The sequence below is a fragment of the Pseudomonas sp. ABa2 genome, from assembly GCF_056676075.1.
The window spans coordinates 2,913,186-2,936,549 of the sequence record NZ_CM155239.1; the positions used below are offsets into that span (position 1 = coordinate 2,913,186).

A 23,364-nucleotide genomic window follows, 5' to 3' on the forward strand; every position below is an offset into this window, starting at 1 on the left:
CGCCGCCATAATAATTCGCGATAAGGACGCGCCATGAAAAAACTGCTGTTCGGCCTGATGCTGCTGCTCGCCGCTGCCGCCGCGACGCTCTACTTATTTCCGGCGACCCAGCTGGCCAGCCTGCGCCTGATCGAGCAGCAGCGCGCCGGACTGAGCCACGAACAGCTGCGTGCCGGCGATCTTAACATCCATTACTACCAGGGAGGGCCGGCAAAGGGCGAAACCCTGGTGCTGATCCACGGCTTCGCCGCGGACAAGGATAACTGGCTGCGCTTTTCCCGCCAGCTGACGAATCGCTATCGGGTGATCGCCCTCGACCTGCCCGGCTTCGGCGACAGCGACCGCCCCGTCGGCAGCTACGACGTCGGCACCCAGGCCGAACGCCTGGCGAGCATCCTCGACGCGCTGGATATCGATCGCGCCCATCTGCTGGGCAACTCCATGGGTGGGCATATCGCCGCCCTCTTTGCCGCGCGCTACCCGCAGCGGGTGCGCTCGCTGGCGCTGTTCGACAACGCCGGGGTCGAGGCACCGAGCAAGAGCGAACTCTTCGAACTGCTCGAACGCGGCGCACCCAACCCGCTGGTGGTAAGGCAGCCGCAAGACTTCCAGCGCCTGCTGCAGTTCGTCTTCGTCGAGCCGCCCTACCTGCCCGACTCGCTCCGGCGCCACCTGGCCGAACGGTCGATGGCCAACCGCGAGCATTACGAGCGGGTATTCCAGCAACTGGTCGAGCGCTATATCCCGCTGGAGCCGGAACTGCCGAAAATCCAGGCCCCGACCCTGCTGCTGTGGGGCGAGCAGGACCGCGTGCTGCATGTGTCCAGCATCGAGGTGATGCGGCCGTTGTTGCGCCAGCCCAGCGTGGTGGTGATGCCGGACGTCGGCCATACGCCGATGCTGGAGCGACCGCAGGAAAGCGCCCTGCTCTACCGGCGTTTTCTGGAGGGGCTGACGCCGCCGTGAGTCACTCGTATTTGACCGATCGCCAATAAAAAACCCGCTCCAAGGAGCGGGTTCTTTTCGCAGCGGAGAAAGCGGCTTAGACCAGCTTTTCCAGCTCCGGTACGGCTTCGAACAGGTCGGCGACCAGGCCGTAGTCGGCCACCTGGAAGATCGGCGCCTCTTCGTCCTTGTTGATCGCGACGATCACCTTGGAGTCCTTCATGCCGGCCAGGTGCTGGATCGCGCCGGAGATACCGACAGCGATGTACAGCTGCGGCGCGACGATCTTGCCGGTCTGACCGACCTGCATGTCGTTCGGCACGAAGCCGGCGTCGACCGCGGCGCGCGAGGCACCGACGGCGGCGCCGAGCTTGTCGGCCAGGGCGTACAGGTGCTTGAAGTTGTCGCCATTGCCCATGCCACGGCCGCCGGACACGACGATCTTGGCAGCGGTCAGCTCCGGACGATCGGACTTGGCCAGCTCTTCACCGACGAAGGCGGACTTGCCGGCATCGGCCGGGCCGGAAACGGCCTCAACGGCAGCACTGCCGCCTTCGGCAGCGACGGCGTCGAAACCGGTGCTACGCACGGTGATCACCTTGATGGCAGCCGAGGACTGCACGGTGGCGATGGCGTTACCGGCATAGATCGGACGCTTGAAGGTGTCAGCGCTTTCGACGGCGATGATCTCGGAGATCTGGTCGACGTCCAGGGCAGCGGCGACGCGCGGCAGGATGTTCTTGCCGTTGCTGGTGGCGGCAGCCAGGATGTGGCTGTAGCCCTTGCCCAACTCGGCTACCAGCGGTGCGACGTTTTCCGGCAGCTGGTTGGCATAGGCGGCGTTGTCGGCCACCAGCACCTTGGCTACGCCAGCGATCTTGGCAGCAGCTTCGGCAGCAGCGCCACAGGCGCTACCGGCAACCAGTACGTGGATGTCGCCACCGATCTTCGCGGCAGCGGCAACGGTGTTCAGGGTCGCGGCAGCCAGGGCGGCATTGGTGTGTTCAGCGATAACCAGGATAGTCATTTAGATTACCTTCGCCTCGTTCTTCAGTTTCTCGACCAGTTCAGCCACGGACTTGACCTTGATGCCAGCGCTGCGAGCAGCCGGCGCTTCGACTTTCAGGGTCTTGACGGTGGAGGCGGTGGAAACGCCCAGGGCGTCCGGGGTAACGGTTTCCAGCGGCTTCTTCTTGGCCTTCATGATGTTCGGCAGCGACGCATAGCGCGGCTCGTTCAGGCGCAGGTCGGTGGTGACGATCGCCGGCAGGTTCAGCGCGACGGTCTGCAGGCCGCCGTCGATTTCACGGGTGACGTTGACCTTGTCGCCAGCCACCTCGACCTTGGAGGCGAAGGTGCCCTGGCCGAAACCGGTCAGCGCGCCGAGCATCTGGCCGGTCTGGTTGTTGTCGCTGTCGATGGCCTGCTTGCCCATGATCACCAGCTGCGGCTGCTCCTTGTCGACCACGGCCTTGAGCAGCTTGGCCACGGCCAGGGAGTTCAGCTCGTCGTTGGACTCGACCAGGATGGCGCGGTCGGCACCGAGGGCCAGCGCGGTACGCAGCTGCTCCTGAGCGGTGGCCGGGCCGATGGAGACGACGACGATCTCGCTCGCCACGCCCTTCTCCTTCAGACGTACGGCTTCCTCCACGGCGATCTCGCAGAAGGGGTTCATCGACATCTTGACGTTGGCGAGGTCGACGCCACTGTTGTCCGCCTTGACGCGAACCTTGACGTTGTAGTCAACCACTCGTTTGACAGCTACAAGAACCTTCATGGATTCCTCGTTACTCTCCGGTGAATAAGAATGTCGCCAAGGCGAGCCTGGCCGGTGATGCAAAATCGGCCGGAACCGACCTTTCAGCCCAGACGGCGAGCGCAAAACCGCCCGTATCTTGACCCCGCGGCCTGGCTCGGTCAATACAGCGAACCGGCCGGTCATCCGCGATGTAGTAGGATTCTAACAGGCCTACAGAAAATTCAAACAAACGTTTGTATTGGCCCGTTGGGAGGGTGTAGATATAATGCGCCCGCATCGCTTAGGGACCGAGCCGCGCCCTCCAACATAAAACATCGAAGAGCCTTGAGTAGGAGATAGCCTGTGGAACGCGAATTTATGGAGTTCGACGTCGTCATCGTCGGCGCCGGCCCGTCCGGCCTGTCCGCCGCCTGCCGACTGAAGCAGAAAGCCGCTGAAGCGGGCCAGGAGATCAGCGTCTGCGTGGTCGAGAAAGGCTCCGAAGTCGGCGCGCATATCCTCTCCGGTGCGGTCTTCGAGCCGCGCGCCCTGAACGAACTGTTCCCCGACTGGAAGGAACTGGGCGCCCCGCTCAATACCCCGGTCAAGCGCGACGACATCTACCTGCTGCGCGACGCCGACAAGGCTACCCGAATTCCCGACTTCTTTGTGCCGAAAACCATGCACAACGAAGGCAACTACATCATTTCCCTGGGCAATCTGTGCCGCTGGCTAGCCCAGCAGGCGGAAAACCTCGGCGTGGAAGTCTATCCCGGCTTCGCCGCTCAGGAAGCGCTGATCGACGACAACGGCGTGGTGCGCGGCATCGTCACCGGCGATCTGGGCGTCGACCGCGAAGGCAACCCCAAGGAAGGCTACTACACCCCGGGCATGGAACTGCGCGGCAAGTACACCCTGTTCGCCGAAGGCTGCCGTGGCCATATCGGCAAGCAGCTGATCAACAAGTACAAGCTCGACAGCGAAGCCGACGCCCAGCACTACGGCATCGGCATCAAGGAAATCTGGGACATCGACCAGGCCAAGCATGAACAAGGCCTGGTGGTGCACACCGCCGGTTGGCCGATGGACATCATGGGCACCGAGAACACCGGCGGCTCCTTCCTCTACCACCTGGAGAACAACCAGGTCGTGGTGGGTCTGATCATCGACCTGTCCTACGCCAACCCGCACCTGTCGCCGTTCGACGAGTTCCAGCGCTACAAGCACCACCCGGTGATCGCCCAGTACCTGGAAGGCGGCAAGCGCGTGGCCTACGGCGCCCGCGCCATCTGCAAGGGCGGCCTGAATTCGCTGCCGAAGATGGTCTTCCCCGGCGGCGCGCTGATCGGCTGCGACCTCGGCACCCTGAACTTCGCCAAGATCAAGGGCAGCCACACCGCGATGAAGTCCGGCATGCTCGCGGCGGACGCCGTGGCCCAGGCCCTGCTCGGCGGCGGCGAAGGCGGCGACGAGCTGAACGGCTACGTCGAGGGCTTCAAGGCCAGCTGGCTGTACGACGAACTGTTCCGCAGCCGCAACTTCGGCGCGGCCATCCACAAGTACGGCGCCATCGTCGGCGGCGGTATCAACTGGCTGGACCAGAACATCTTCGGCGGCAAAGCGCCCTTCACCCTGCACGACAACAAACCGGACTACGCCTGCCTGAAGCCGGCCGCCGCGTGCGCGAAGATCGCCTACCCGAAACCGGACGGCAAACTGAGCTTCGACAAATTGAGTTCGGTGTTCCTCTCCAACACCAACCACGAAGAAGAGCAGCCCTGCCACCTGAAGCTCACCGACCCGAGCATCCCGCTGGCGAAGAACCTACCGCTGTACGACGAACCGGCGCAGCGCTACTGCCCGGCCGGCGTGTACGAGGTGGTGACTCAGGAAGACGGCGAGAAACGCTTCCAGATCAACGCGCAGAACTGCGTGCACTGCAAGACCTGCGACATCAAGGACCCGGCCCAGAACATCACCTGGGTCGCGCCAGAAGGCACCGGCGGGCCGAACTACCCCAACATGTAATTCGGCCATGCATGAAAAAGGCTCCTTCGGGAGCCTTTTTCGTTTCTGCTTCCACGCCGCAGACGGGTTTCACCCGTCCTAAGGCGCTCAATCCTGATAGATCATCTTGCGGCTCATGCCGCCGTCGACCACGAACTCCTGGCCGGTGACGAAACCGGCGGCATCGGACAGCAGCCAGGCGACCTGGGCGGCGACATCCTCCACCGCGCCGACACGGCCGACCGGGTGCTGCGCGTGATCGAACACCGACAGCGGCTCGCGGCGCTGCTGCGACGGGTCGCGGGCATCGATCCAGCCGGGGCTGACGCAATTGACCCGCACCTCCGGGCCGAGGCTGACGGCCAGGGCGTGGGTCAGCGCAACCAGGCCGCCTTTACTCGCGGCGTACGCCTCGCAATTGGCCTCGGACTGGCTGGCGCGGGTCGAGGCGATATTGACGATGGCCCCACGATGACCGCGCAGGTAAGGCGCGCAATGCTTGGCCAGGAGCATGGCGCCGGTCAGGTTGACCGCCAGCAGGCGATTCCAGCGCTTGAGGTCGAGCACCTCCAGCGGCGGGTTGTGCGGGTCGGCAATGGCGGCGTTGCACACCAGCGCATCGAGGCGGCCGAACTGGCCGAGCACCTCGGCGACGCCGACGCTGACCTGATCCTCCTTGGCCACGTCCATGGCGACGAACCAGGCGTTATCGCCCAGCGCGCGCGCCACCTTCGAGCCGCGCTCGCGGTCAATGTCGGCCAGTACCACCCGCCAGCCCTCGGTGATCAGCCAGGCCGCGATGCCCAGGCCGATGCCGCGGGCCGCACCGCTGACCAGCGCGACCCGGCCGTTATTCGGCGCGGCGCCGCTGCCCCACTCCAGCATGCTCAGAGCGCGGCCAGGCCGCGTGCCAGATCGGCCTTGAGGTCAGCCAGGTCTTCCAGGCCCACGGCGACGCGAATCAGGTTGTCGCGAATGCCGGCATTGGCCCGCTCCTGCGGGCTCAGGCGACCATGGGAGGTGGTCGCCGGGTGGGCGATGGTGGTCTTGGTGTCGCCCAGGTTGGTGGTGATGGAAATCACCCGGGTGGCGTCGATCACCTTCCAGGCGGCGTCGCGACCGCCCGCCACCTCGAAACTGAGCACCGCACCGAAGGCGCTCTGCTGCCGCTTCGCCAGCTCGTGCTGCGGGTGGCTGGGCAAGCCGGCGTAGTAGACCCGCTCGACCTGCGGTTGCTGCTCCAGCCACTGCGCCAGCTGCAGGGCGCTGTCGCTCTGCGCCTGCATGCGGATGCGCAGGGTCTCCAGGCCCTTGAGGAACAGCCAGGCATTGAACGGGCTCAGGGTCGGGCCTGCGGTACGCAGAAAGCCCACGATTTCCTTCATCTGCTCGCTGCGTCCGGCCACCACGCCGCCGAGGCCACGGCCCTGGCCGTCGATGTACTTGGTCGCCGAGTGCATGACGATATCGGCGCCCAGCGCCAGCGGCTGCTGCAGCGCCGGGGTGCAGAAGCAGTTGTCCACCGCCAGCAGCGCGCCGCGGGCATGGGCGATCTCGGCCAGGGCGGCGATATCCACCAGTTCGGCCAGCGGGTTGGACGGCGACTCGACGAACAGCAGCTTGGTGTTGGCCTTGAACGCGCCCTGCCAGGCTTCCAGATCGGCCAGCGGCACGTAGTCGACCTCGACGCCGAAGCGCTTGAGGTACTTCTCGAACAGGCTGATGGTGGAACCGAACACGCTGCGCGAGACCAGCACATGGTCGCCGCCGCTGCACAGGCTCATGACGATGGCGAGGATCGCCGACATGCCCGAGGCGGTGGCCACCGCCTGTTCGGCGCCTTCCAGGGCGGCGATGCGCTCCTCGAAGGTGCGCACGGTGGGGTTGGTGTAGCGCGAGTAGACGTTGCCCGGCACCTCGCCGCCAAAGCGGGCGGCGGCGTCGGCGGCGGTGCGGAACACGTAACTGGAGGTGAGGAACAGCGCCTCGCCGTGCTCGCCCTCGGGCGAGCGGCGCTGGCCGGCGCGCACCGCCAGGGTGTCGAAGCCCACGCCGTCGAGATCGCTATCGAGCCTGCCGGCATCCCATTCCAGTGTCATATCGCTACCTCACGCAATCTAGCCCGGATGCAATCCGGGAAATCCTCTGTGATATCCCCCGGATTGCATCCGGGCTACGGGTCGGGGTGCGCTGCGCGCACCATCAAACCAGGCAGAACCCCGCCCTGCCCGCCCGAGTTAATTGTTGTACAGATCGATGATGGCACTGACCGCCTGCGACTTGACCTTGCTGGCGTCGTTGCGCGCCTGCTCGATCTTGTCCAGGTAGGCCTCGTCGACATCGCCGGTGACGTACTTGCCGTCGAACACCGCGCAGTCGAAGTTGTCGATCTTGATCTTCTTGCTGCCGCTGACCGCCTCGATCAGGTCCGGCAGGTCCTGGTAGACCAGCCAGTCGGCGCCGATCAGCTCGCAGACCTCCTCGGTGCTGCGGCCGTGGGCGATCAGCTCGTGGGCGCTGGGCATATCGATGCCGTATACGTTCGGATAACGCACCGCCGGCGCCGCCGAGCAGAAGTAGACGTTCTTAGCCCCGGCTTCGCGGGCCATCTGGATGATCTGCTTGCAGGTGGTACCGCGGACGATGGAGTCGTCCACCAGCATCACGTTCTTGCCGCGGAACTCCAGTTCGATGGCGTTGAGCTTCTGCCGCACGGATTTCTTGCGCGCCGCCTGGCCGGGCATGATGAAGGTACGGCCGATGTAGCGGTTCTTGACGAAGCCTTCGCGGAACTTCACGCCCAGGCGGTTGGCCAGTTCCAGAGCGGCGGTGCGGCTGGTGTCGGGAATCGGGATGACCACGTCGATGTCGTGCTGCGGACGCTCGCGGAGGATCTTGTCGGCCAGCTTCTCGCCCATGCGCAGGCGCGCCTTGTACACCGAGATGCCGTCCATGATCGAATCCGGGCGCGCCAGGTAGACGTGCTCGAAGATGCACGGCGCGTACTTGGGATTCTGTGCGCACTGACGGGTGAACAGCTTGCCTTCCTCGGTGATGTACACCGCTTCGCCCGGCGCCAGGTCGCGGATCAGGGTGAAGCCGAGCACGTCCAGCGACACGCTCTCGGAGGCGATCATGTATTCGACGCCTTCGTCGGTGTGGCGCTGGCCGAAGACGATCGGGCGAATGCCGTTGGGATCGCGGAAACCGACGATGCCGTAGCCGGTGATCATCGCCACCACCGCGTAGCCGCCCAGGCAGCGCTCGTGCACGTGGCTGACCGCGGCAAACACGTCTTCCTCGGTCGGCTGCAGCTTGCCGCGCTGGGCCAGCTCGTGGGCGAACACGTTGAGCAGCACTTCCGAGTCGGAGTTGGTGTTCACGTGGCGCAGGTCGGACTCGTAGATTTCCTTGGCCAACTGCTCGACGTTGGTCAGGTTGCCGTTGTGCGCCAGGGTGATGCCGTAGGGCGAGTTGACGTAGAACGGCTGCGCCTCGGCCGAGCTGGAGCTGCCGGCGGTGGGGTAGCGCACGTGGCCGATGCCCATGTGGCCGACCAGGCGCTGCATGTGGCGCTGCTGGAACACGTCGCGCACCAGGCCGTTGTCCTTGCGCAGGAACAGCCGGCCATCATGGCTGGTGACGATGCCGGCAGCGTCCTGGCCGCGATGCTGAAGGACGGTGAGCGCGTCATACAGCGCCTGATTGACGTTCGACTTGCCGACGATACCGACGATGCCACACATGTGCCACGACCCCTGCTAGATAGTTCAGGCTAACTTCAGCGACTGCCACGGCGGTTTGGGCCAGGGCAGGCGCTCTTTTATGGCGGATCAGCTGGGTGAGCCGATCCCACCGGAAAACCACTGACCGGACCACCCCAGAATGAGGTTCTTCGACCAGTCGGCGACCATCAGAAAATGCGGCACCAGTTGCGACTGCTGCCACCACGTGTCCTGCTCCACCGGCGCCAGGCTGATCAGCCCGACCAGCAGCACCACCAACAGACCGCCGCGGGCGGCGCCGAACACCATGCCGAGGAAACGGTCGGTGCCGGACAAGCCGGTCACGCGAATCAGCTCGCCGATGAGGAAATTGACCAGGGCGCCGACCAGCAAGGTGGCGACGAACAGAATGGCACAGGCGGCGATCACCCGTGCGGACGGAGTTTCGATGAATTCGACGAGGTGCTGGGCCAGCGCGCCGCCGAACATCCAGGCGACAATACCCGCGATGATCCAGGTCAGCAGCGACAGGGCTTCCTTGACGAAGCCACGCTTGAGGCTGATCAAACTCGAGACGGCGATGACGGCGATGATCGCCCAATCGACCCAGGTGAATACCACGGTGCGGCCTACCAGCGGAAAAGGCGAAGCATTTTAGCAGAGCCCGGCGCATCGGGTAACCGGGCGATGCAAAGTCCTGTTCTCAACCCGCCTCGGGCTGGAAACGCACGACGAAACCGCTGAGCTTGTGCTGGCGATTGAGCTGGTCGCGCAGACGCTCGGCTTCGGCGCGCTCGATCAGCGGCCCGACGAACACTCGGTTCATGCCGTCGAAGGTGCGGATATAGGCGTTGTAGCCCTGGCTGCGCAGAGTCTTCTGCAGGTTTTCCGCGCCGCTGCGGCTGGACAGGCTGGCCAGCTGCACCGACCAGCTGATCGGCAGGCTGTTGGCGTCCAGCCGACTGGCGGGCTTGGCCGGCGCGCTGGCGAGCGTCTCGGCCTTGGCCGCTTCGGGCTGGCTCGGCGCGGGTGCCGGCACTGCCGGCTGCACCTCGGGCTGCGGCGGCGTCTCGAGCGGCTGCGGCGGCACCTCCTCGGGCGGAATCGGCTCCTGCGGCAAGGCTTCGGGTTCGACCACCTCGGCCGGCTGCACGACGATTTCCGGCATCACCGGCGCCTGCGGCATCGCCGGGGCGTCCACCACCACCCGACGCATCTCGTCCTCGCGCGACAGCAGCATCGGCAGGAAAATCACCGCCAGCGCCACCAGCACCAGCGCGCCGACCATGCGCTGCTTGAGCCCCTTGTCCAGCAATGCCATCCCCCTACTCCCCTTTCAAGCTGGGCGGGCCAGCCAGTCCAGGGCCTCGGCCACGCAGAAAAACGATCCGAACAGCAGAATCTCGTCGCCGGGTGCCGCCTGCTCGCACTGGGCTTCCAGCGCGGCGCGCACGTCCGCGTGCAGCGTCACCGCCGCCCCCCGGGCCTGCAACTGCGCGGCCAGCTCGGCGGCCGGGCGCGAACGCGGCGTAGCCAGCGGCGCCACAGCCCAGCCGGCAACCTGATCGAGCAGCGGTGCCACCACCCCGGGCAGGTCCTTGTCGGCCAACAGACCGAACACCGCCCAACGGCGCCCAATCGGCGGCCGGGCTTGCAGACGCTGCGCCAAGTATTCGGCGGCATGGGGATTATGCCCAACATCGAGCAACAGTGTGAGTGACTTGCCTCGCCAATCCAGCGTGCGCCGGTCCAGACGCCCGGTAACCCGCGTCGCCGCCAGCGCCTGGGCGATCTGCGCGGCATCCCAGGGCAGCTCCAGCAAGGCATAGGCCTGCAGCGCCAGGGCGGCATTTTCCATCGGCAGATCGAGCAGCGGCAGCTGTTCCAGACGCAGCACCTGCCCACGCGCATCGAGGCCGTACCAGGACCAAGCCTGCGCGCCGATACTCAGGTCGTAATCGCGGCCGCGCAGAAAGAACGGCGCATCCAGCCGCGCCACCTGATCGAGCAGCGGCTGCGGCGGGTCGAGATCGCCGCACAGCGCGGGCTTGCCGGCGCGCAGGATGCCGGCCTTCTCGTAGGCCACCGACTCGCGTGTGTCGCCCAGCCAGTCGGCATGATCCAGACCGATGCTGGTGACCAGTGCCAGGTCGGCATCCACCAGATTCACCGCATCCAGCCGGCCGCCCAGGCCGACCTCCAGCACCACGGCATCCAGCGCCGCGCGCTCGAACAGCCAGAAGGCCGTCAGGGTACCCATTTCGAAATAGGTCAGGGAGGTTTCGCCGCGCGCCGCCTCCACCGCGGCGAAGGCCTGGCACAGCTCGGCGTCGCTGGCCTCGCAGCCATCGATGACCACCCGCTCGTTGTAACGCAGCAGATGCGGCGAACTGTAGACGCCGACCCGGCGTCCATGCGCACGCAGCAGACTGGCGACGAAGGCACAGGTGGAGCCCTTGCCGTTGGTGCCGGTCACGGTGATCACCAGCGGCGCCGGCTTGCCCAGGCCGAGACGCTGCGCCACCTCGCGCGAGCGCTCCAGGCCCATGTCGATGGCCGAGGGATGCAGCTGCTCGAGGTAGGCGAGCCAGTCGCCCAGGCTACGCTCGGTCATGCAGTGGCCGGCAGGGAAACCGGAGAGGGGCGATTCATCAGCTGCGCGAGCAGGCGCGCCAGACGCGGACGCAGCTCGGCACGCGGGATGATCATGTCGATGGCACCGTGCTCCAGCAGGAATTCGCTGCGCTGGAAGCCTTCCGGCAGCTTCTCGCGCACGGTCTGTTCGATCACCCGCGGGCCGGCGAAGCCGATCAGCGCCTTGGGCTCGGCCACGATCACGTCGCCGAGCATGGCCAGGCTGGCGGAGACGCCGCCGTAGACCGGGTCGGTCAGCACGGAGATGAACGGCAGGCCCTCTTCACGCAAACGCGCCAGGGCGGCCGAGGTCTTGGCCATCTGCATCAGCGAGATCAGCGCCTCCTGCATGCGCGCACCGCCAGAGGCGGAGAAGCACACCAGCGGGCAACGCTGCTCCAGGGCAACGGTGGCAGCCTGGACGAAACGCTCGCCGACGATGGCGCCCATGGAGCCGCCCATGAAGGAAAATTCGAAGGCGCACACGGCGATCGGCATGCCTTCGAGGGTTCCGCGCATGGCGATCAGCGCGTCCTTCTCGCCGGTCTGCTTCTGCGCGGCGGCCAGGCGATCCTTGTACTTCTTGCTGTCGCGGAACTTCAGGCGGTCCACCGGCTCCAGCTCGGCGCCGATTTCCTCGCGACCATCGGCATCGAGGAACAGGTCGAGACGGGCGCGCGCGCCGATGCGCATGTGATGGTTGCACTTGGGGCAGACGTCGAGGGTCTTTTCCAGCTCGGGACGATAGAGCACGGCTTCACAGGACGGACATTTGTGCCACAGCCCCTCGGGCACCGAGCTCTTTTTCACCTCGGAACGCATGATCGAGGGGATGAGTTTGTCTACCAACCAGTTGCTCATGCTGTCATTTCTCCATAACCGTTGGTTCGGGTGGGGCGGCTCACCTGTGGGCGCCCACCGCCAGCAATTCGTTTCCACCGCCATTGGCGGCGTGACAGGCTAATGGACGGCCGCGCCTCAGGCGTCGTCACATCCAGCGTCGCGCACTGCCTGCACGAACGCGCGAATCTTGCCTGCATCCTTTATGCCTTTGCTCGCCTCGACGCCGCCGCTGACATCCACCGCATAGGGCCGCACCTGACGGATCGCCGCCGCGACGTTGCCCGCCGCCAGGCCGCCGGCGAGGATGATCGGCTTGGCGGCCTGGCGCGGTACCAACGCCCAGTCGAAGGTGGCACCGGTGCCGCCGGGCACGCCCTCGACGAAGGTGTCCAGCAGGATGCCGCGCGCACCTGCATAGGGCGCCATCGCCGCCGCCACATCTTCGCCGGGGCGCACGCGCAGGGCCTTGATGTAGGGACGACCATGTCCCTCGCAGTCGGCCGGCGACTCGTCGCCGTGAAACTGCAGCAGATCCAGCGGCAGGCGCTGCAACAACGCCTGCAACTCGGCGCGCGGCATATCGACGAACAGACCGACGCTGGTGACGAACGGCGGCAACGCGTGCAGGATCGCAGCCGCCTGCTCGACGCTGACCGCCCGCGGGCTTTTCGCATAGAACACCAGGCCGATGGCATCGGCCCCTGCCGCCACCGCCGCCAGGGCGTCCTCGATGCGGGTGATGCCGCAGATCTTGCTGCGCACGACTGACACGGGCGTACTCCCCTGCTGCAAAGCGCTGGATGGTAGCAAAGGCCTAGACCTGCCGCACGTCCGCCAGGGCGGAAAGGAAATGCGGGCCGAGGTAACGCTGCGGCAACTGGAACTCGTCCGGATACTCCACCTGCACCAGATACAGGCCGTAGGGATGCGCGGTCACCCCCCCGGTGCGACGCTCGCCGCGTTCCAGTACCTCGCGCGCCCACTCCACCGGCCGCTCGCCTGCGCCGATGGCCATCAGCACACCGGCGATGTTGCGCACCATGTGATGAAGGAACGCGTTGGCGCGGATATCGAGAACGATGAAGCGGCCGTGCTCGATCACCTGCAGGTGATGCACCGTCTTGATCGGCGACTTGGCCTGACACTGGGTGGCGCGGAAAGCGCTGAAATCGTGAGTGCCGACCAGCACCCGGGCGGCCTCCTGCATGCGCCGGACATCCAGCGGCCGATGGTTCCAGGTGACTTCCTCGGCCATATGCGCCGGGCGAATCGGGTCGTTGTAGATCACGTAGCGGTAGCGCCGCGCCATGGCCGAAAAGCGCGCATGAAAATGCGCCGGCATCACCTGCGCCCAGGTCACGCTGATGTCCTTGGGCAGGTTCATATTGGCGCCCATGATCCAGGCGTGCAGCGGGCGCTCGACGGCCGTGTCGAAATGCACCACCTGGCCGCTGGCGTGCACCGAGGCATCGGTGCGTCCGGCGCAGAGGATGCTCACCGGTTCGCCGCCGGCAACCTTGGACAGCGCCTGTTCCAGGCTGCCCTGGATCGATGCCACCTTGCCGCTCTGGCGCTGGAAACCGCGATAGCGCGTGCCCTTGTACTCGAGACCGAGGGCGATTCTGGAAAAGCCAGCGGCCGCCATTTCGGCGGCCGCGGCAGGTACTGCGTCAGACATGTAATCCATCAAACCAGCTTGGCAATCATCTCACGGGCTTCCTGTTGCTGGGTCTCGCTGCCCTCGGCGACCACTTCGTCGAGGATGTCGCGAGCGCCTTCGGTGTCGCCCATGTCGATATAGGCGCGCGCCAGATCCAGCTTGGTCGCGGTTTCATCGGTGCCGGAGAGGAAATCGAAGTCGTCGTCGCCATCCAGCTCGCCGGCCAGGCTGTCGACCGGCTGCAGCAGCTCCTCTTCCGGCTGTTCCAGGCTACCGGCCAACTGATCCAGCTCGGCGGTCACCTCATCCAGTTGCGCGGCGAAGCTGTCGGCCTCGACCTCGGGCTGCGCCTGCAGCTCCTCGCCGAGGGACAGATCGAAATCCGCCGGCAGTTCGAGATCGGCGGCGGCGCTTTCTTCCGGCAGATCCAGGCTCAGATCGGCCAGCTCGTCGGCGGGCTCGGCAGCTGCCGGCACGCTGTCTTCGTCGAGGCTGAGGAGGAAATCGTCGGCCTCGTCGGCAGTCGCCGGGGCGGACTCGTCCAGATCCAGGCTGAACTCGCCGAGGTCGTCGCCAGGCTGCGACAGCTCGACCTTGTCGTCGCCCAGGGCCAGGTCGAAATCCAGATCGTCACTGGCCGCTGCCGTCGCCGGCTCGTCGACCAGACCGAAGTCCAGGTCGTCATCCAGCGACAGGCTGCCAGCGTCACCCTGCGCGGCCTGCATGTCGCGATCCAAGTCCGCCTCCAGTTCGTCCAGGCTCAGATCGAAGGCATCGTCCAGGTCGCCGCCGGCGGCAACCGGCGCTTCGCTGCTCGGCTCGTCCAGGCTCAGGTCGTCGAGGCTGAAGTCGCCCAGGTCGTCAGCGGCGCTCGCCGCGGCAACGCTGCTGGCGCCGACGAAGGCGGCTATGGCCGGGTACTTGGCTTTCAGCTGCTCGGCCTCGGCATTGACGCCGCCGATCTCGCGCAGTTCGTTGTCCTGACGGGCGAAGCCTTCGCGGTCGCCCAGCTCGGCATAGACTTCCATCAGCTTCAGACGCAGGTCGCTACGCTGCGGCTCGTCGTTGATGGCGTTCTGCAGCAACTCGGCGGCCTGGTTGAAACGGCCGTAGGCGATATAGATATCGGCTTCGCCCAGGGCATCGCCGGTTTGCGCGGTCACCCGCTCTTCGCCGGCTGCGGCCGGCACAGCCGGCTTGGCCTCGTCGCCGAGACCGGCGAAGCTGTCTTCCGGCATGTCGAGGTCGACGGCGAAACTGCCGTCCTGTGCCATTTCGTCGGCCAGCTCTTCGTGCAGCTCGGCTTCCTTCATGGCATTGCGCCGCGACAGCGCCATCAGACCGACCAGCAGCAGCAGCAATGCGCCACCACCGGCCAGGCCCAGGGTCATGGGGTTGGCCAGCAGGTCGTCGATAAAGCTTTGCGGGGCCGGCGCCGGAGTCGGTGCAGGAGCGGCAGGCTTGGCCGCTTCCGGCTTGGCCGGCTCAGCCGGTTCGACCGCCTTGGCCGGAGCAGGTGGTGCAACGACAGCAGCCGGCTCACTGGCCGGCTGTTCGGGTGCCGCGGCGGCGCTGTCTTCGACAGGCGCAGCCGGCTCCTCGCTGTAGTTGTAGTCGGGGGCCGCCCCTTCGGGCGGCGACACAGGCGTGGTCGCCGCCTCCGTGGTCGGCGGCGCCGGTTCGGCAGCCGGCTTGGCCGCCTCCTCCGCTGCGACCGGCGCTGCCGGTGCGGCAGCACCCGCCGCCATATCGGCCTGCAGCTTGGCCAACTGGCTGTCCTTGAGTTCGATCAGACGCTGCAGCTTGTCCAGCTGGCTCTGCAGATCGCCGACGCGGCTTTGCAGTTCGGCGTTCTCGCGACGAGTCGAGTCGAGGCTCTCCTGGGTCACGGCCAGCTTGTCGGTCAGCGCCTTGCTGTCGACCGAACCGCTGTCGCTGCCGCTGGTGGCCTTGCCGGCCTCGGCCGCCACCAGTTTCAGGCTGTCGCCGCTTTGTGCGGTCGCTGGCGCTGCGCCGGCAGTAGTGCGGCGGGTGGCATCCAGCTGACGCGAGGCGACGGCGCGCCCTTCGCGCCAGGCGGCGTTCTGTTCGGCGACCTGGGCCACGGCCTCGGCATTGCTGCGGCTGCGGATCTGCTGCTCATCGGGCAGGCGCAGTACCTGGCCGCTCTTCATGCGGTTGATGTTGCCGCCGATAAAGGCATCCGGGTTGAGATCCTGGATGGCCAGCATGGTCTGGTTGACCGAGCCGCCGCCCACGCGCTGGGCGATTTCCCACAGGGTGTCGTTGGCGGTGGTCTTGTATTCGTTGCCGGAGATGGCCCGCGAGGCCGGTGCCGGTGCAGCCGGACGCGGAGCCGGTGCCGGCGCGGCACTGACGGGCGCCGGCGCAACGGCGGGACGCGGCGCTGGTGCCGGCGCGGCGATCGGCAGTTGCGGCGCGGCGGCCACCGCGGTTTGCGGGGAGTACAGCGGCGGATCGAGCAGCAGGGTGTATTCGCGCAGTAACCGACCATTCGGCCAGAGCACTTCCACCAGGAAGTTCAGATAAGGTTCGCGTACCGCTTTGCTCGAAGTGACGCGAATCACACTCTTGCCATTGGGCTTGAGTACCGGGGTGAATTTCAGGTCGGTGAGAAAGTATTGGCGATCGACGCCGGCCTTGACGAACTCTTCGGGGGACGCCAGGTTGGGAATCACCTCGTTGGAGGCCAGATCGCGCACCTCCAGCAATTCAATTTCCGCTACCAGCGGCTGATTCAGCGAGGACTGCAGGGTAACTTCACCCAACCCCAGCGCATGCGCCATACCGGAAGACAGGGCAGAAGCCGCTGCAATTGCCAGCACTAGTTTGCGAACCCGAACCATAGCGTTATCCCTTGTTTTATCTTTTTTCTCGGCATGCGAGAGGGTCTTGATAACTGCTGCCTGCATCCGCCCCAGGAGCGGCTCCCCATTCAGCAATCAACTCAGCCAGTATTGCCAAGCTAGAAAGATTCTTCAAATTTCTAGGTAAGTATCTTTTACAGATAGTGTTTTATCAACAACTCGGCTATTTGCACAGCATTCAGGGCAGCGCCTTTTCTTACATTATCAGACGCAATCCACAAATTGAGTTGGCGCGGATCGCTGACGCCACTACGCACGCGCCCGACATAGACCTGATCCTGGCCAACCGCATCGCCCACCGCCGTCGGATAGTCGCCCGCCTCCACCAGCTCGATCCCCGGCGCGGCTTCCAGCAAGCGCGACACGGCAGCCACATCCACCTCGCCATCGACCTGCACGCCGAGCGCCAGGCTGTCGCCGAAGAATACCGGCGCCAGGGCGCAGGTCGCCGATACCGGCAGATCCGGCACGCCGAGCAACTGCTGCAGCTCACTCGCCAGACGCTTCTCCAGTTCGGCATGGCCCTGCTCGTCCAGCGCCCCGACCTGTGCCAGCAGGTTGAACGCGACCTGCCGGTCCAGGCCCTTGGGTTCCAGCGGACGACCATTGAGCAATTCGGCGGTCTGCCGCGCCAACTCCTGCACTCCGCTGCGACCGAGGGTGGACGCCGCCAGCATGGCGGTCAGCTGCACCTGGCGCGGCTGCAGCAGCGGGCGCAACGCCGTCAGCACCAGCGCGGTCGCCACCGCGCAAGGCGTCGGTGAACTGAGCAGCCAGGGGGCATGCCGCGCCGGCAAGCTGTCCAGTCCGGCTTCAGGTAGCACGCAAGGCGCCTGACTCAGCGGCAAGGCGGCGCTCAGGTCGATCAGCGAGCAGCCCGCGGCCAGCACCCGCTCATGCTGGGCCCGCGTGACATCGGCGCCGGCGGCGAAGAAGGACAGCTGCACCTGGGCGAAATCGAAGGCATCGAGCGACCTGACCCGCACCTGGCGCCCACGAAAGGACAGGCTCTGCCCGGCCGACTCGCTGCTGGCCAGCAGATGCAGTTCCTTGACCGGAAAATCGCGCTCTTCGAGCAGTTCGACCAGCGCCTCGCCGATGCTACCGGTGGCGCCGACCAGGGCGATATTGAAGGACTGACTCATGGGATGGACCTGTGACGCGGGAGGAGCCGCACTGTAACCGCGCCCTCTCGCCCAGGCAATCGGCCGGACCCGCCGGCGCACAGACATGTGTCCCCCAAGATGCACCAGAAGCAAAAAGCCCCGCTGCCGAGGCAGCGGGCTTTTCAGGCTGTTACTTGCGGCTTGCAGCCAGCGCGGATTTAGCGCTCCAGCAGGATGCGCAGCATGCGCCGCAGCGGCTCGGCCGCGCCCCACAGCAGTTGGTCGCCGACAGTGAAGGCGCCCAGGTACTGCGAGCCCATATTGAGCTTGCGCAGACGACCGACCGGCACGCTCAGGGTACCGGTGACAGCAGTCGGGCCGAGGTCGCGAATGCTGGCTTCGCGGCTGTTCGGCACCAGCTTGACCCAGGGATTGTGCTGGCTGATCAGGCCTTCGATATCGCCCATCGGCACATCCTTGTTCAGCTTGATGGTCAGCGCCTGGCTGTGGCAGCGCATGGCGCCGATGCGCACGCAGATGCCATCGACCGGGATCGGGTTCTTGAAGCGGCCGAGGATCTTGTTGGTCTCGGCCTGGGCCTTCCACTCTTCGCGGCTCTGACCGTTGGGCAGCTCCTTGTCGATGTAGGGGATCAGGCTGCCGGCCAGCGGCACGCCGAAGTTGTCCACCGGGAAGGCTTCGCCGCGCATGGCCTCGGCCACCTTGCGGTCGATGTCGAGGATAGCGCTGGCCGGATCGGCCAGCTCATCGGCGACGGCGCCGTTGATCGCGCCCATCTGCTTGATCAGCTCGCGCATGTTCTGCGCGCCGGCACCGGAAGCAGCCTGGTAGGTCATGGCGCTCATCCACTCGACCAGGCCGGCCTCATACAGGCCACCCAGGGCCATCAGCATCAGGCTGACGGTGCAGTTGCCGCCAATATAGTTCTTGCTGCCGGCGTCCAGCGCCTGGTCGATCACCTTGCGGTTGACCGGATCGAGCACGATCACCGCGCTGTCGTCCATCCGCAGGCTGGAAGCCGCGTCGATCCAGTAACCCTGCCAGCCGGCTTCGCGCAGCTTGGGGAAGACTTCGTTGGTGTAGTCGCCGCCCTGGCAGGTCAGGATCACGTCCAGGCCTTTCAGGTCGTCGATGCTGTAGGCGTCCTTCAGCGGGGCAATGTCCTTGCCAATGGCCGGGCCCTGGCCGCCGACATTGGAGGTGGTGAAGAACACCGGCTCGATCAGGTCGAAGTCCCGCTCTTCCAGCATGCGCTGCATAAGCACGGAACCGACCATGCCACGCCAACCGATCAGACCTACACGTTTCATAACGACTACACCTATATAAGCAGCCCGCCGGAACCACCCCGGCGGGACTGGAAGATTACAGACTACGCAGCGCTTCGACTACCGCATCACCCATGGCCGAGGTGCCGACGCGGGTCTTGCCTTCGGACCAAATGTCGCCGGTACGCAGGCCCTGATCCAGCACCAGGCTCACGGCTTTTTCGATGGCGTCGGCGGCAGCGGCCTGGCCGAAGCTGTAACGCAGCATCATGGACACCGAGAGAATGGTGGCCAGCGGGTTGGCGATGCCCTTGCCGGCGATGTCCGGCGCGGAGCCGTGGCACGGCTCGTACATGCCCTTGTTGTTGGCATCCAGGGATGCCGACGGCAGCATGCCGATGGAGCCGGTGAGCATCGAAGCCTCATCGGACAAAATGTCACCAAACATGTTGTCGGTGACCATCACGTCGAACTGCTTGGGCGCGCGCACCAGCTGCATGGCGGCGTTGTCGACGTACATGTGGCTCAGCTCGACGTCCGGATAGTCCTTGGCCACTTCCTCGACCACCGCACGCCACAGCTGGCTGGAGGCCAGCACGTTGGCCTTGTCCACCGAGCACAGCTTCTTGTTACGCACCATGGCCATGTCGAAACCGACCTTGGCAATGCGGCGGATCTCGCTCTCGCTGTACGGCAGGGTGTCGTAAGCCATGCGCTCGCCGTTTTCCAGCACCTTGCTCTCGCGCGGCTGGCCGAAGTAGATGCCGCCGGTCAGCTCACGCACGATAAGGATATCCAACCCTGCCACAACCTCAGGCTTGAGGCTGGAAGCCTCGGCCAGTTGCGGATAGAGGATGGCCGGACGCAGGTTGCCGAACAGGCCCAGCTGCGAACGGATCTTCAGCAGGCCGCGCTCCGGACGGATGGCCGGATCGATGGTGTCCCACTTTGGCCCGCCAACGGCACCGAGCAGCACGGCATCGGCGGCCTTGGCGCGCACCAGGGTCTCGTCGGCCAGCGGCACGCCGTAACGGTCGATGGCGGCGCCGCCCAGGTCATCGAAGCTCAGCTCGAAACCCAGGGCGTACTTGTCATTGGCCAGGTTCAGCACCTTGACCGCTTCGGCCATGATTTCCGGGCCGATACCGTCGCCGGGGAGAACCAGAATCTGCTTGCTCATTGCATTCCTCAATCAATCCGTAGGGTGGATGACGCTGTTCTCATCCACCGAAACCCAGCCCGATGGATGGATAAAGCGCCGTCCACCCTACCTTCATGTATTACTTGATCGCGCCGAACAGCCAGGGGCTGTTCTGCTGGTGTTTGGCTTCGAAGGCCCTGATCGCCTCCTGATCCTGCAGGGTCAGGCCGATGTCGTCCAGGCCGTTGAGCAGGCAGTGCTTGCGGAAGGCATCGACTTCGAAGGCGTACTGCACGCCATCGGGGCGGGTCACGGTCTGCGCCGCCAGGTCGACGGTCAGCTGGTAGCCCTCGCTGGCTTCGCACTGCTGGAACAGCGCATCGACCTCATCCTCCTTGAGGATGATCGGCAGCAGGCCGTTCTTGAAGCTGTTGTTGAAGAAGATATCGGCGAAGCTCGGCGCAATGATCGCGCGGAAACCGTATTCCTCCAGCGCCCAAGGCGCGTGCTCGCGGCTCGAGCCGCAACCGAAGTTCTCGCGGGCCAGCAGCACGCTGGCGCCCTGGTAGCGCGGAAAATTGAGCACGAAATCCTTGTTGATCGGACGCTTGGAGTTGTCCTGGTTCGGCTGGCCGACATCCAGGTAGCGCCACTCGTCGAACAGGTTGGGGCCGAAGCCGGTGCGCTTGATCGACTTCAAGAACTGCTTGGGAATGATCTGGTCGGTATCGACGTTGGCACGATCCAAAGGAGCGACCAGGCCGGTGTGTTGGGTAAAGGCTTTCATCTCTCTATTCCTCAGGCCTGGATCAATTCGCGCACGTCGATAAAGCGGCCGGTTACCGCCGCAGCGGCGGCCATGGCCGGGCTGACCAAGTGGGTACGCCCACCGGCGCCCTGGCGGCCCTCGAAGTTGCGGTTGGAGGTGGACGCGCAATGCTCGCCGCTGCCCAGCTTGTCCGGATTCATCGCCAGGCACATGGAGCAGCCCGGCTCGCGCCATTCGAAACCGGCCTCGATAAAGATCTTGTCCAGCCCCTCGGCCTCGGCCTGTGCCTTGACCAGGCCGGAGCCCGGCACCACCAGCGCCTGCTTGACGGTGGCGGCGACCTTGCGGCCCTTGGCCACCTCGGCGGCGGCACGCAGGTCTTCGATGCGCGAGTTGGTGCAGGAGCCGATGAACACACGATCGAGCTGGATATCGGTGATCGCCTGGTTTGCGGTCAGGCCCATATATTTCAGGGCGCGGGTGATCGAGTCCTTCTTCACCGGGTCGCTCTCGACGGCCGGATCCGGCACCTTCTGGTCGACGGCCAGGACCATTTCCGGCGAGGTGCCCCAGGATACCTGCGGCTTGATCTCTTCCGCGCGCAGCTCGACCAGGGTATCGAACACCGCGTCGGCATCGGAGACCAGGGTCCGCCACTGCGCCACGGCCTTGTCCCAGTCGGCGCCCTTGGGCGCGAACGGGCGACCCTCGACGTAAGCGATGGTCTTCTCGTCCACCGCCACCAGGCCGACGCGGGCACCGGCTTCGATGGACATGTTGCAGATGGTCATGCGCCCTTCCAGGGACAGGTCGCGGATCGCGCTGCCGGCGAATTCAAGAGCGTGACCGTTGCCGCCGGCGGTGCCGATCTTGCCGATCACGGCGAGGACGATGTCCTTGGCGGTGACGCCGAACGGCAATTTGCCTTCGACGCGCACCTGCATGTTCTTCATCTTCTTGGCCACCAGGCACTGGGTGGCGAGCACGTGCTCGACCTCGGAGGTGCCGATGCCGTGGGCCAGCGCGCCAAAGGCGCCATGGGTGGAGGTGTGCGAATCGCCGCAGACCACGGTCATGCCCGGCAAGGTGGCGCCCTGCTCCGGGCCGACCACGTGGACGATGCCCTGGCGCACGTCGTTCATCTTGAACTCGAGGATGCCGAAGTCGTCGCAGTTCTCGTCCAGGGTCTGCACCTGGATGCGCGAGACTTCGTCGGCGATGGCCTCGAGGCCGCCCCGGCGCTCGGCCTGGGTGGTGGGCACGTTGTGGTCCGGGGTGGCGATGTTGGCGTCGATGCGCCACGGCTTGCGCCCGGCCAGGCGCAGACCCTCGAAGGCCTGTGGCGAGGTCACTTCGTGGAGAATGTGGCGATCGATGTAGATCAAGGACGAGCCGTCGTCGCGGCGCTTGACCTCGTGCATTTCCCAAAGCTTGTCGTAGAGCGTTTTGCCGGCCATCAGCGAGTCCCTCATCAGCGTCTTTCTATGCCCGGGCAAATGGCCCTGCGGCTTATGGGGAGAATGCTATGATCCCGGGACGAATAACTCAAATTCATATTTTTTATCCCAAGGATTCCACAAAGGAATCCCCAAAAGCCGCAAGCTTCAAGCGACAGGCCGCCAGCCAAGACCCAGCGGCTCGGCTTGCGGCTCGTGGCCCACCCTTTGGAGCTGTTTCTATGGATCTGGCCAACCTCAACGCCTTTCTCGCCATCGCCGAAACCGGCAGTTTTTCCGAAGCCGGCGAGCGCCTGCACCTGACCCAGCCGGCGGTGAGCAAACGCATTGCCGGCCTCGAGCAACAGCTTGGCGTACGCCTGTTCGACCGCCTCGGCCGCGAGATCGGCCTGACCGAGGCAGGACGCGCCCTGCTGCCGCGCGCCTACCAGATCCTCAACGTGCTGGACGACACCCGCCGCGCGCTGACCAACCTGGCCGGCGAGGTCAGCGGCCGCCTGACCCTGGCCACCAGCCACCATATCGGCCTGCACCGCCTCCCCGCCCTGTTGCGCGCCTTCACCCGTGCCCATCCGCAGGTGGCGCTGGATATCCAGTTCCTCGACTCCGAAGTGGCCTACGAGGAGATCCTCCACGGCCGCGCCGAACTGGCGGTGATCACCCTGGCCCCGGAAACCCGCGAACCGGTGCGCGCGGTGCCGGTGTGGAACGATCCGCTGGATTTCGTCGCTGCCCCCGAACACCCGCTGGCGCGCAGCGCCGCCATCGGCCTGCCCGACGTGGCGCGGCACCCGGCGGTGTTCCCCGGCGGCAACACCTTCACCCACCATATCGTGCAGCGCCTGTTCGAGGCCCAGGGCCTGACACCGAACATCGCCATGAGCACCAACTACCTGGAGACCATCAAGATGATGGTCTCCATCGGCCTGGCCTGGAGCGTGTTGCCGCGCACCATGCTCGACGACCAGGTGGTGCCGCTGGCCCTGCCGGGCATCCAGCTGTCGCGCCAGCTCGGCTACATCCTGCACACCGAGCGCACCCTGTCGAACGCTGCGAAAGCCTTCATGGCCCTGCTCGACGCCCAGCGCGACAGCCACAGCCTTGCATAGCTGGCCAAGCTGCGGCTAACGTGGCGGCATAACGATAAAAAAGGCACACGCAT

The 23,364-nt window shown here is 65.6% G+C and carries 20 protein-coding genes; 3 read left to right on the top strand and 17 right to left on the bottom strand.

Annotated features, from left to right (window positions below):
* The first annotated feature begins 33 nt into the window (after positions 1 to 33).
* The gene (locus AC1G9C_RS14105) at positions 34 to 966 is read left to right on the top strand and encodes an alpha/beta fold hydrolase (RefSeq protein ID WP_480407904.1); all 933 of its coding nucleotides are present in this window, start codon (positions 34 to 36) and stop codon (positions 964 to 966) included.
* A 76-nt stretch (positions 967 to 1,042) separates the two neighbouring features.
* Here the strand turns inward: AC1G9C_RS14105 and AC1G9C_RS14110 are convergent, their stop codons facing one another.
* Both AC1G9C_RS14110 and AC1G9C_RS14115 read right to left on the bottom strand, forming a co-directional pair.
* Positions 1,043 to 1,972, bottom strand: a complete 930-nt coding sequence (locus tag AC1G9C_RS14110) for an electron transfer flavoprotein subunit alpha/FixB family protein (RefSeq protein ID WP_021444692.1) — start codon at positions 1,970 to 1,972, stop codon at positions 1,043 to 1,045.
* The gene (locus AC1G9C_RS14115) at positions 1,973 to 2,722 is read right to left on the bottom strand and encodes an electron transfer flavoprotein subunit beta/FixA family protein (protein ID WP_012018936.1); all 750 of its coding nucleotides are present in this window, start codon (positions 2,720 to 2,722) and stop codon (positions 1,973 to 1,975) included.
* Positions 2,723 to 3,046: 324 nt separating this feature from the next.
* On the opposite strand from AC1G9C_RS14115, the gene AC1G9C_RS14120 reads away from it, so the two are divergent.
* On the top strand, positions 3,047 to 4,711 hold the full coding sequence (locus tag AC1G9C_RS14120) for an electron transfer flavoprotein-ubiquinone oxidoreductase (protein WP_480407905.1): 1,665 nt from the start codon (positions 3,047 to 3,049) through the stop codon (positions 4,709 to 4,711).
* Between the two features lie 87 nt (positions 4,712 to 4,798).
* Here AC1G9C_RS14120 and AC1G9C_RS14125 read toward each other — a convergent pair whose 3' ends face one another.
* The 15 genes from AC1G9C_RS14125 to leuC form a co-directional block, all read right to left on the bottom strand.
* On the bottom strand, positions 4,799 to 5,575 hold the full coding sequence (locus AC1G9C_RS14125) for an SDR family oxidoreductase (protein ID WP_480407906.1): 777 nt from the start codon (positions 5,573 to 5,575) through the stop codon (positions 4,799 to 4,801).
* A gap of 2 nt (positions 5,576 to 5,577) precedes the next feature.
* Positions 5,578 to 6,789 (bottom strand): O-succinylhomoserine sulfhydrylase, encoded by a 1,212-nt coding sequence (locus AC1G9C_RS14130; RefSeq protein ID WP_021444696.1) that lies wholly within the window; start codon positions 6,787 to 6,789, stop codon positions 5,578 to 5,580.
* 138 nt (positions 6,790 to 6,927) lie between these two features.
* Positions 6,928 to 8,436: an amidophosphoribosyltransferase gene (gene purF / locus AC1G9C_RS14135; protein WP_021444697.1), complete on the bottom strand. Its 1,509-nt coding sequence runs from the start codon at positions 8,434 to 8,436 to the stop codon at positions 6,928 to 6,930.
* 87 nt (positions 8,437 to 8,523) lie between these two features.
* On the bottom strand, positions 8,524 to 9,036 hold the full coding sequence (locus tag AC1G9C_RS14140; RefSeq protein ID WP_021444698.1) for a CvpA family protein: 513 nt from the start codon (positions 9,034 to 9,036) through the stop codon (positions 8,524 to 8,526).
* Positions 9,037 to 9,118: 82 nt separating this feature from the next.
* Positions 9,119 to 9,736, bottom strand: a complete 618-nt coding sequence (locus AC1G9C_RS14145; protein ID WP_122108469.1) for an SPOR domain-containing protein — start codon at positions 9,734 to 9,736, stop codon at positions 9,119 to 9,121.
* 15 nt (positions 9,737 to 9,751) lie between these two features.
* The gene (gene folC / locus AC1G9C_RS14150) at positions 9,752 to 11,029 is read right to left on the bottom strand and encodes a bifunctional tetrahydrofolate synthase/dihydrofolate synthase (RefSeq protein ID WP_480407907.1); all 1,278 of its coding nucleotides are present in this window, start codon (positions 11,027 to 11,029) and stop codon (positions 9,752 to 9,754) included.
* Positions 11,026 to 11,910, bottom strand: a complete 885-nt coding sequence (gene accD, locus AC1G9C_RS14155) for an acetyl-CoA carboxylase, carboxyltransferase subunit beta (protein ID WP_480407908.1) — start codon at positions 11,908 to 11,910, stop codon at positions 11,026 to 11,028. Before accD ends, folC begins: the two co-directional genes overlap by 4 nt.
* 117 nt (positions 11,911 to 12,027) lie before the next feature.
* Entirely contained in the window at positions 12,028 to 12,663 is a 636-nt protein-coding gene (locus AC1G9C_RS14160) for a phosphoribosylanthranilate isomerase (RefSeq protein ID WP_480407909.1), read from the bottom strand.
* 43 nt (positions 12,664 to 12,706) lie between these two features.
* The gene (gene truA / locus AC1G9C_RS14165; protein WP_031303078.1) at positions 12,707 to 13,570 is read right to left on the bottom strand and encodes a tRNA pseudouridine(38-40) synthase TruA; all 864 of its coding nucleotides are present in this window, start codon (positions 13,568 to 13,570) and stop codon (positions 12,707 to 12,709) included.
* A gap of 8 nt (positions 13,571 to 13,578) precedes the next feature.
* Positions 13,579 to 16,419 (bottom strand): motility hub landmark protein FimV, encoded by a 2,841-nt coding sequence (locus AC1G9C_RS14170; protein WP_480407910.1) that lies wholly within the window; start codon positions 16,417 to 16,419, stop codon positions 13,579 to 13,581.
* A gap of 155 nt (positions 16,420 to 16,574) precedes the next feature.
* A complete protein-coding gene (locus AC1G9C_RS14175; protein ID WP_480407911.1) occupies positions 16,575 to 17,585 on the bottom strand; it encodes an aspartate-semialdehyde dehydrogenase in 1,011 nt (336 codons plus the stop codon).
* A 179-nt stretch (positions 17,586 to 17,764) separates the two neighbouring features.
* Positions 17,765 to 18,877 (bottom strand): aspartate-semialdehyde dehydrogenase, encoded by a 1,113-nt coding sequence (gene asd, locus AC1G9C_RS14180; RefSeq protein WP_021445394.1) that lies wholly within the window; start codon positions 18,875 to 18,877, stop codon positions 17,765 to 17,767.
* Between the two features lie 55 nt (positions 18,878 to 18,932).
* On the bottom strand, positions 18,933 to 20,015 hold the full coding sequence (gene leuB / locus AC1G9C_RS14185; protein WP_480407912.1) for a 3-isopropylmalate dehydrogenase: 1,083 nt from the start codon (positions 20,013 to 20,015) through the stop codon (positions 18,933 to 18,935).
* 100 nt (positions 20,016 to 20,115) lie between these two features.
* Complete coding sequence (gene leuD / locus AC1G9C_RS14190) at positions 20,116 to 20,763, bottom strand: 3-isopropylmalate dehydratase small subunit (RefSeq protein WP_457787424.1); 648 nt, start codon at positions 20,761 to 20,763, stop codon at positions 20,116 to 20,118.
* A gap of 11 nt (positions 20,764 to 20,774) precedes the next feature.
* Positions 20,775 to 22,202, bottom strand: a complete 1,428-nt coding sequence (leuC, locus tag AC1G9C_RS14195) for a 3-isopropylmalate dehydratase large subunit (RefSeq protein WP_480410413.1) — start codon at positions 22,200 to 22,202, stop codon at positions 20,775 to 20,777.
* A 221-nt stretch (positions 22,203 to 22,423) separates the two neighbouring features.
* On the opposite strand from leuC, the gene AC1G9C_RS14200 reads away from it, so the two are divergent.
* Positions 22,424 to 23,311, top strand: coding sequence for a LysR family transcriptional regulator (locus AC1G9C_RS14200; protein WP_021445399.1), 888 nt, complete (start codon positions 22,424 to 22,426; stop codon positions 23,309 to 23,311).
* Positions 23,312 to 23,364: the final 53 nt, after the last annotated feature.

Excerpts from the sequence above, each read along its gene's own strand:
- leuD (WP_457787424.1), bottom strand. The coding sequence starts at position 20,763 with ATGAAAGCCTTTACCCAACACACCGGCCTGGTCGCTCCTTTGGATCGT.
- AC1G9C_RS14115 (WP_012018936.1), bottom strand. The coding sequence starts at position 2,722 with ATGAAGGTTCTTGTAGCTGTCAAACGAGTGGTTGACTACAACGTCAAG.
- folC (WP_480407907.1), bottom strand. The coding sequence starts at position 11,029 with ATGACCGAGCGTAGCCTGGGCGACTGGCTCGCCTACCTCGAGCAGCTG.
- AC1G9C_RS14110 (WP_021444692.1), bottom strand. The coding sequence starts at position 1,972 with ATGACTATCCTGGTTATCGCTGAACACACCAATGCCGCCCTGGCTGCC.
- truA (WP_031303078.1), bottom strand. The coding sequence starts at position 13,570 with ATGTCTGACGCAGTACCTGCCGCGGCCGCCGAAATGGCGGCCGCTGGC.
- AC1G9C_RS14145 (WP_122108469.1), bottom strand. The coding sequence starts at position 9,736 with ATGGCATTGCTGGACAAGGGGCTCAAGCAGCGCATGGTCGGCGCGCTG.
- AC1G9C_RS14105 (WP_480407904.1), top strand. The coding sequence starts at position 34 with ATGAAAAAACTGCTGTTCGGCCTGATGCTGCTGCTCGCCGCTGCCGCC.
- AC1G9C_RS14170 (WP_480407910.1), bottom strand. The coding sequence starts at position 16,419 with ATGGTTCGGGTTCGCAAACTAGTGCTGGCAATTGCAGCGGCTTCTGCC.
- AC1G9C_RS14200 (WP_021445399.1), top strand. The coding sequence starts at position 22,424 with ATGGATCTGGCCAACCTCAACGCCTTTCTCGCCATCGCCGAAACCGGC.
- purF (WP_021444697.1), bottom strand. The coding sequence starts at position 8,436 with ATGTGTGGCATCGTCGGTATCGTCGGCAAGTCGAACGTCAATCAGGCG.
- accD (WP_480407908.1), bottom strand. The coding sequence starts at position 11,910 with ATGAGCAACTGGTTGGTAGACAAACTCATCCCCTCGATCATGCGTTCC.
- AC1G9C_RS14175 (WP_480407911.1), bottom strand. The coding sequence starts at position 17,585 with ATGAGTCAGTCCTTCAATATCGCCCTGGTCGGCGCCACCGGTAGCATC.
- AC1G9C_RS14130 (WP_021444696.1), bottom strand. The coding sequence starts at position 6,789 with ATGACACTGGAATGGGATGCCGGCAGGCTCGATAGCGATCTCGACGGC.
- asd (WP_021445394.1), bottom strand. The coding sequence starts at position 18,877 with ATGAAACGTGTAGGTCTGATCGGTTGGCGTGGCATGGTCGGTTCCGTG.
- leuB (WP_480407912.1), bottom strand. The coding sequence starts at position 20,015 with ATGAGCAAGCAGATTCTGGTTCTCCCCGGCGACGGTATCGGCCCGGAA.
- leuC (WP_480410413.1), bottom strand. The coding sequence starts at position 22,202 with ATGGCCGGCAAAACGCTCTACGACAAGCTTTGGGAAATGCACGAGGTC.
- AC1G9C_RS14125 (WP_480407906.1), bottom strand. The coding sequence starts at position 5,575 with ATGCTGGAGTGGGGCAGCGGCGCCGCGCCGAATAACGGCCGGGTCGCG.